The organism is Myxococcus sp. CA056 (genome assembly GCF_013336715.1).
Lineage (GTDB): Bacteria > Myxococcota > Myxococcia > Myxococcales > Myxococcaceae > Myxococcus > Myxococcus llanfairpwllgwyngyllgogerychwyrndrobwllllantysiliogogogochensis.
In genome coordinates this window covers 1-459 of sequence record NZ_JABUMT010000051.1, presented here as the reverse complement: position 1 = coordinate 459, position 459 = coordinate 1, and the positions used below count along the sequence as shown (strand labels likewise).

Below are 459 nucleotides of genomic sequence, written 5' to 3'. Positions count from 1 at the left end.
CAAACCTCTAAATTCTCTAGCGATATGAACTATCAAGATAGTGAAAATACGTCACAAACTATCAATGTTTCACATGAAACAGAAGAAGATTCAGAAACGATATCATTTAACAGTGTAAGAAATATCGAAAATAACTACACTGATATAACTGATACATACGAATCTAACTACAAAAATAAAAGAAAAGAAAACGAAAACTACTTCAATAACAGTCAAGCTGACACTAGCTCTAAGACTTTGAACGTTAGAAAAATGTGGGCAGATGACGTTTTACCAACTTCTGTTCTAGATCGCACAACATCTATTGGCACTGGCACAACACACATTAGCACAACGCCCATTGGCACAATTCCGGCATATACAACTACAATTGCAGCTCCAATAATAGAAAATCAATTTAATCCAATTAAGAACACAAACCAGAACCCTATAAACGAGAGCAAATCAATTCGAAAAATA

The 459-nt window shown here is 34.0% G+C and carries 1 protein-coding gene; it reads left to right on the top strand.

The features are described from left to right. Positions 1-24 precede the first annotated feature (24 nt). On the top strand, positions 25-459 hold a 435-nt coding region (locus HUA76_RS44795; protein ID WP_174464429.1), incomplete at its 3' end, for a hypothetical protein.